The 6,235-nt window shown below is 66.5% G+C and carries 4 protein-coding genes and 1 pseudogene; 2 read left to right on the plus strand and 3 right to left on the minus strand.

Features of this window, described 5'->3' with window-relative positions; translation table 11 throughout:
- Window positions 1-5: 5 nt before the first annotated feature.
- Complete coding sequence (locus ATJ93_RS21690; RefSeq protein WP_120246761.1) at window positions 6-587, minus strand: DUF2703 domain-containing protein; 582 nt, start codon at window positions 585-587, stop codon at window positions 6-8.
- A 117-nt stretch (window positions 588-704) separates the two neighbouring features.
- On the opposite strand from ATJ93_RS21690, the gene ATJ93_RS21695 reads away from it, so the two are divergent.
- Entirely contained in the window at window positions 705-1,103 is a 399-nt protein-coding gene (locus ATJ93_RS21695) for a winged helix-turn-helix transcriptional regulator (RefSeq protein WP_120246762.1), read from the plus strand.
- A 42-nt stretch (window positions 1,104-1,145) separates the two neighbouring features.
- On the opposite strand, the gene ATJ93_RS21700 is transcribed toward ATJ93_RS21695, so the two are convergent.
- The gene (locus ATJ93_RS21700; RefSeq protein WP_120246763.1) at window positions 1,146-4,220 is read right to left on the minus strand and encodes an FAD-binding and (Fe-S)-binding domain-containing protein; all 3,075 of its coding nucleotides are present in this window, start codon (window positions 4,218-4,220) and stop codon (window positions 1,146-1,148) included.
- 338 nt (window positions 4,221-4,558) lie between these two features.
- On the opposite strand from ATJ93_RS21700, the gene ATJ93_RS21705 reads away from it, so the two are divergent.
- The gene (locus tag ATJ93_RS21705; RefSeq protein WP_120246764.1) at window positions 4,559-5,722 is read left to right on the plus strand and encodes an acyl-CoA dehydrogenase family protein; all 1,164 of its coding nucleotides are present in this window, start codon (window positions 4,559-4,561) and stop codon (window positions 5,720-5,722) included.
- 51 nt (window positions 5,723-5,773) lie between these two features.
- Here the strand turns inward: ATJ93_RS21705 and ATJ93_RS21710 are convergent.
- Window positions 5,774-6,235, minus strand: a pseudogene (locus ATJ93_RS21710) (archaea-specific SMC-related protein); the annotation flags it as partial.

Here is a 6,235-nt window from a genome sequence, read left to right on the forward strand (position 1 = left end):
CTCGATCAACAGCAGGGATCGGTTCGCTCCGCCGCAGGAGGACCGGACCCATCGTCCCCGAAGAACCGCTGAAGGTTTTCGGGAACGCGGTAGGGTTCTCGAGGTGCCGAGCGCGCCCGATCGCGCGGCGACAGCGCGGCCCGCAGCAGCGCCTCGAGGAGCAGGTCCGGCGGCGCCTGCGCGTGCTGCTCGCCGCGATAGGTCCAGGTTCGGCAGTTGATTCCGGCCTCGGCGGAACAAAGGTCACCACAGGTTTCGCACGAACTCTCGTCGAACGCCGGTTGGACGTCGCGTCCGTCGATCCGAACGGTCGGGGAACTTTCCAGCCGGGTTCGGCGCGCAGCGACTTCGCTCGTCACGTGGACGTTTCTGACGACGACTTCGACGTCGAGGACGTCGAAGATCGGCTCGAGTCGCTCGAGGGCCTCGTGCAGCGACGCTTCGGTGCCGCGACAGCGATCGCACCGGTCTCGATCGAGGAACAGGAAGTCGACCAGCAGCGTTCGCCGCGGATACGAGTCGGCCGGGCGGTCTTCGACGGTAACTGTCGGACGAGCGTCGGTGTCGGTATCGGTGTTTGTCGGCATCTCGATTCACGCTACGCGCCTCGAGGCCATATATTAGACAGTACCGTGACAGAAAGGTGGTTTCAGCGGTGAAACCTACCAATAGCCGTATCTCCGCGTCGCGCGTATCGTCGACTCATGACCGATTCGGACTGGCAAGCGATCTGGCACTCGCTCCACAGCCTGCTCGGTGCGAAATGGACGAGCCACGTGCTCCGACTGCTGACTGACGGAGACCACGGATTCAACGACATGAAAGCCGAACTCGACGGAATTACTGCGACGATGCTTTCGCGTCGGCTCAGCGAACTCGAGTGTCACGGATTGGTCGACCGATCCGTCGAAGCGACCACTCCGCCGACGACGCAGTACCGGCTGACTGACCGCGGGGTAGCGGTCGCTGAGCGCCTGCGGGCGCTCGAGGACGTCGTTCAGGTAGCGACGTGCGAAAAGGGCGAGAATGATTGTAACGACACGACGGATTGTCAGATCACCGATGACGAGCTGTGTGTGACGGGGATTTCGGCGAGCGAGTGAACGGCCCAGCGCTACTGAGTGATAGCTGCGTCCGATGACCGATTACTCGAGCGCCTCGGCGACGGCCTCGATCGGCGTCGGCGGCTTCTCGTCGGCGCCGGGTCGCCCCTCGAGTTGGGTGCGACAGGAGGCGCCGGGCGCGACGACCCGGTCGCCGTCGCTCTCGTCGACCTGCTCGTAGAGGATGTCGGCGATCGCGTCGCTCATCGAGGCGTGTTCGGCCTCGTACCCGAACGAGCCGGCCATCCCGCAGCAGCCGGAGTCGAGCGGGTCGACGGCGTAGCCCGCGCGGCGGAGGACGCCGACCGCGTGGTGGTCCTTCGCCGTCGACTTCTGGTGGCAGTGGCCGTGGTAGGTCAGCGTCTCCGCGGGCGCGTCGAACTCGATTTCCTCGTCCAGCCGGAAGCTGTCGAGGTACTCGCAGACTCCGTGGGTTCCGCTCGCGAGGGTTTCGGCGGCCTCGTCGTCGAGCAGGTCGAGGTAGTCGGACTGGAACATGACCGCGTCCGAGGGCTCGATGACGACGACGTCCCAGCCGTCGGCGACCCGCGGCGCGAGCGCCTCGACGTTCTCGACGGCGGTCTCGCGGGCCTGCTCGAGGAAGCCCTTCGAGAACGCCGGACGGCCGGTATCGCACAGGTCCGGATCGTCGGGAACGGCGACGTGGACGCCGGCGGCCTCGAGCACTCGGACCGCCGCCTTGCCGGCCTCGGGGTAGCTGTAGTTGGTGTACGTGTCGGGGTAGAGGATCGCCTTGCGGTCGGCTTCCCCTTCGGAAACCCGAGACCCACCGCGGTGCTCGAACCAATCACGGAACGTCGTCGACCGGAACTCGGGCAGCGGGCGATCCGAATCGATCCCGATAGTCGCCTCGAGGAGTTTGCGCGCGCCCGGAACCTTCGAGGCGACGTTCGAGAGCGGCGCGAATCGACTCCCCAGTTTCGAGAGCGTCGCGACGTTGGCGAAGAGCCGATCCCGGAGCGTCGCGCCGTTGCGCCGGTGGTACTCGTGGGTGACTTCGGCCTTGAGCTTCGCCATATCGACCTCGCTCGGGCAGTCGATCGAACACCCTTTGCAGCCGATACAGAGCCCCATCACTTCCTCGACGAACTCGTCGCTGAAGGCTTCCTCGGGCTCTAAGTTGCCGCTCATCGCCTGCCGGAGCGCGTTTGCGCGGCCGCGCGTGGCGGTGATCTCCTCCCGGCTCGCCCGGTAGGTCGGGCACATCACGCCCCCCGTCGTGGACTGCTGGCCGCGACAGCCCCCGCAGCCGTGACAGAGCTCGACCATGCCCTGCATGCCGTTGTCGTTGTCCCACTCGAGTTCGGGCTCGAAGCCGGCCTCGAACTCGTAGTCGGGGTCGAACCGCAGGTGCTCGCGCAGGTCGGTCGGATTCTCCTCGCGGAAGACGACCTGGCCGGGATTCAGGATCCAGTCGGGGTCGAAGGCCGTCTTGAGGTCCTGGAAGGTTTGCCAGAGTTCCTCGCGGTAGAGCTTGCGATTCCACTGGGTTCGGGCGCGGCCGTCGCCGTGCTCGCCCGAGACGCTGCCGCCCAGTTCGACCACGAGGTCGGTCACATCGTCCGCGATTCCGTGCAGTTGCTCGAGGCCCACGTCGGTCTTCGTGTTCACGAGCGGCCGGACGTGGAGCACGCCGGGGCCGGCGTGAGCGTAGAAGCTGGCGTAGGTGTCGTGGTTCTCGAGGATCGCCTCGAATCCCTCGACGAACTCCGGCAGTTTGGCGGGCGGCACGGCGGTGTCCTCGATGAAGCTGATGTGCTTCTCGTCGGTCGTCCGCGAGAGCAGAATCGGGAGGCCGGACTTGCGGAGCTTCCAGAGCTTCGCGCGCTCTTCCTCGTCGTAGGCCTCGAGGGCGTCGATCGCGAGCGTTGCGGCGTCGGTCCGCGGTGCGTCGTCGGCCGGCTCGCCCTCAGCACTGGCGTCCGGACAGCGGTCCGCGAGCAGCCCGGCGACCTGCTCGCGACCGTGATCGACGTCCTCGGCGTAGAACTCCACGAGCAGGACGGCGTTGGTGCCGTCGGGCAGAATCTCGGTGACTGGGCCGAACTCCGCGGTTCCCCGCGCGAGGTCGATCAGCACGTCGTCCAATACCTCGACCGCCGCGGGATCGTGCTCGAGGATCGGCTCGACGTCTTCCATCGCCTCGTGGAGGTCCCGGTAACAGAGCAGTGAGACGGCCTTCGTCTCGGGCACCGGTTCGAGGGAGACGGTGACCTCGGTGACGATGGCCAGCGTGCCCTCGCTGCCGGCCAGCAGGCGCGCGAGGTTGACGGTGCCGGGCTCGCCAGTCTCCTCTCCTCCTGGAAGCTCCTCGCCTCGAGCCTCCGCGACGAGTCGATCGAGGTTGTACCCTGACACGTTCCGCTTGAGATCGGGATACGTTTCCTCGATCAGCTCGGCCTCCTCCTCGAGGATTCGGTTCACCTCGGCGTAGATCCGCCCCTCGAGGTCGCCGTCGGGATCGGCGCGGTCCTCGATTTCCTCGAGCGTGACCTCGCCGAACTCGGTGACGGTGCCGTCGGCGAGGACGACCTCCGCGGACTCGATGTAGGCGTCGGTCTTGCCGTACTTCAAGGAGTGCGAACCCGTCGAGTTGTTCCCGATGGCGCCGCCGATGGCGCTTTTGTCTCCCCACGCGGGATCGGGCGCGAACTTGAGGTCGTGGGGGGAAAGCGCCTCGTTTAACGTCCCGAGGATCGTCCCGGGCTGGACCGTCGCCGTCCGCCCGTCGGGGTCGATCTCGAGAATCTCGTTCATGTGGCGGGTGAAATCGAGCACGACGGCCCGGTTGACCGTCTGGCCCGCGAGGCTCGTTCCGCCGCCCCGCGGGAGCACCGGAATCCGTCGCTCGGCGCAGTATTCGAGGATGCCGGCGACGTCGCCCGTCGACTCGGGGAAGGCGACGGCGATCGGCGTCACTTCGTAGGCGCTCGCGTCGGTCGCGTACAGTTGGCGCGAGTAGGAGTCGGCCCGTACCTCGCAGTCGACGAGCCGTTCCAGGTCGTCGACCAGCGCCGGGCGATCGACGTCGTCGCTCCGGTAATCGTAGTTCGCTCGCCGATCGGCGGCGGGATCGACGCTCGGCTCCAGCGACATACCCGCCCCTTGGGTGCGGAGCGTAAAAGCATCGGCCCTCTCGGGCTCGAGCAACGGGCGAGGGCAGGGGTAGCGGCGACCGACGGGGGAATCGGTCGCCGGTGAACGCCGGTAGGCAACGCCTGCACGAGGATGCCCCCGACAGATACCATGTGTGACTTCGGGGTGCCGTCCGCTGGTGCGGACGGTGATAGCCGTTACCATGCAGCAGAACACAAGCGGTGTGCCTAACAGGTTGGGTGAGGCGGGGATCGCCGCCGTACGGACCGGCCGAGTAGTGTCGAACGATCGGTCCGACTGACCACAATCCCTATGCTGCCAGTTGGAGACGACGACGTATGCTCGATTTCGTCGACCTCGAGGCCGACCTCGACGAGGAGGAGCGGCTGATCCGGGATACCGCCAGGGAGTTCGTCACGGAGCAGATCAAGCCGGACATCGGCGATCACTTCGAAGCCGGAACCTTTCCGACCGAACTCATCCCCGAGATGGGCGAGCTCGGTTTCTACGCGCCCAACCTCGAGGGGTACGGCTCGCCGAACGTCTCCGAGACGGCCTACGGGCTCTTGATGCAGGAACTCGAGGCGGGCGACTCGGGGCTGCGCTCGATGGCCTCCGTCCAGGGGGCGCTCGTGATGTACCCGATCCACGCCTACGGCAGCGAGGCCCAGAAGGAGCGGTGGCTCCCCGCGCTCGGCGAGGGCGAAGCCGTCGGCTGCTTCGGCCTGACCGAACCCGAACACGGCTCGAACCCCGCCGGCATGGAAACGAACGCTGAGCGCGACGGCTCGGGCTACGTCCTCAACGGCTCGAAGACCTGGATCACGAACGCGCCGATCGCCGATCTGGCCGTCGTCTGGGCGCGGGACCGCTCGAGCGACGACGAACCAGTCCGCGGGTTCCTCGTCGAAACCGATCGCGACGGCGTTACCACGAACGAGATCGACGAGAAGCTCTCGATGCGAGCCTCGATTACGGGCGAGATCGGCCTCCGCGACGTCTTCGTTCCCGAGGAAAACGTCCTGCCGGGCGTTTCGGGGATGAAGGGGCCGCTGTCCTGTCTCACGCAGGCCCGGTACGGCATCGCCTGGGGCGCCGTCGGCGCCGCCCGCGACTGCTTCGAGCAAGCCCGGGAGTACGCCCTCGAGCGCGAGCAGTTCGGCGGGCCGATCGGCCGATTCCAGTTACAGCAGGAAAAGCTCGCGGAGATGGCGACCCAGATCACGCTCGCGCAGTTGCTCGCCTACCGGCTCGCCGACCTCAAGGAGCGGGGCGACCTGCGACCCCAGCACGTCTCGATGGCCAAGCGCAACAACGTCCGCACGGCTCGCGAGCAGTCGAAGGTCGCCCGCGAGATGCTCGGCGGCAACGGCATTACGACCGATTACTCGCCGATGCGCCACATGGCGAACATGGAGACGGTCTACACCTACGAGGGGACCCACGATATCCACACGCTGATCCTCGGGGAGGAACTGACGGGGATTCAGGCGTTCGAGTGACGCTGCCACTCTGGCGGCGCTGACGCCGTCGTCCGGCCCCGTCTCGCCGATTTAGATACTCGTGATCCGCTCGTGGCGGTCGTCGATCGCCTGCGCGTCCTCGGGGAGCAAGGCGACCACGAGGAAGTCGGTGTGCTCCTCGAAGTACTCGACCAGCGCGGCGATGCGCTCCGAGTCGATCGCCTCGAGCGAGTCGAGCAGCATGAACGGGACTTCCTCGTAGACCTCGTGGACGAGGTAGCCCGCGAGCGCGAAGATCAGCCCCGTCACTTCGCGTTCGCTCTCGCTCAAGTGGTTGATCGTGTCCTCGTAGGTGCTGCCCTCCTCGGTGCTGCGGACGATGTGGAGGTCGAAGGCCGTCTGTTCGACCTTCCGCCGGCCCTCGCGGACCGTCTGGCCGACGCGTTCGATCCAGATCCGGTCGATGTTCTCGTACTCGAGAATCTCGAGGACGGTGTCCATGTGCTCGTTAAACGACTCGACGGCCTCGCGCTCGATCCGGTCGATCCGGGT

This window comes from Halopiger aswanensis, assembly GCF_003610195.1.
Taxonomy (GTDB): Archaea; Halobacteriota; Halobacteria; order Halobacteriales; family Natrialbaceae; genus Halopiger; species Halopiger aswanensis.

What these genes read in the sequence shown, in the direction of transcription:
- ATJ93_RS21695 (WP_120246762.1), top strand. Translation starts at nt 705, where the DNA reads ATGACCGATTCGGACTGGCAAGCGATCTGGCACTCGCTCCACAGCCTG.
- ATJ93_RS21705 (WP_120246764.1), top strand. Translation starts at nt 4,559, where the DNA reads ATGCTCGATTTCGTCGACCTCGAGGCCGACCTCGACGAGGAGGAGCGG.
- ATJ93_RS21690 (WP_120246761.1), bottom strand. Translation starts at nt 587, where the DNA reads ATGCCGACAAACACCGATACCGACACCGACGCTCGTCCGACAGTTACC.
- ATJ93_RS21700 (WP_120246763.1), bottom strand. Translation starts at nt 4,220, where the DNA reads ATGTCGCTGGAGCCGAGCGTCGATCCCGCCGCCGATCGGCGAGCGAAC.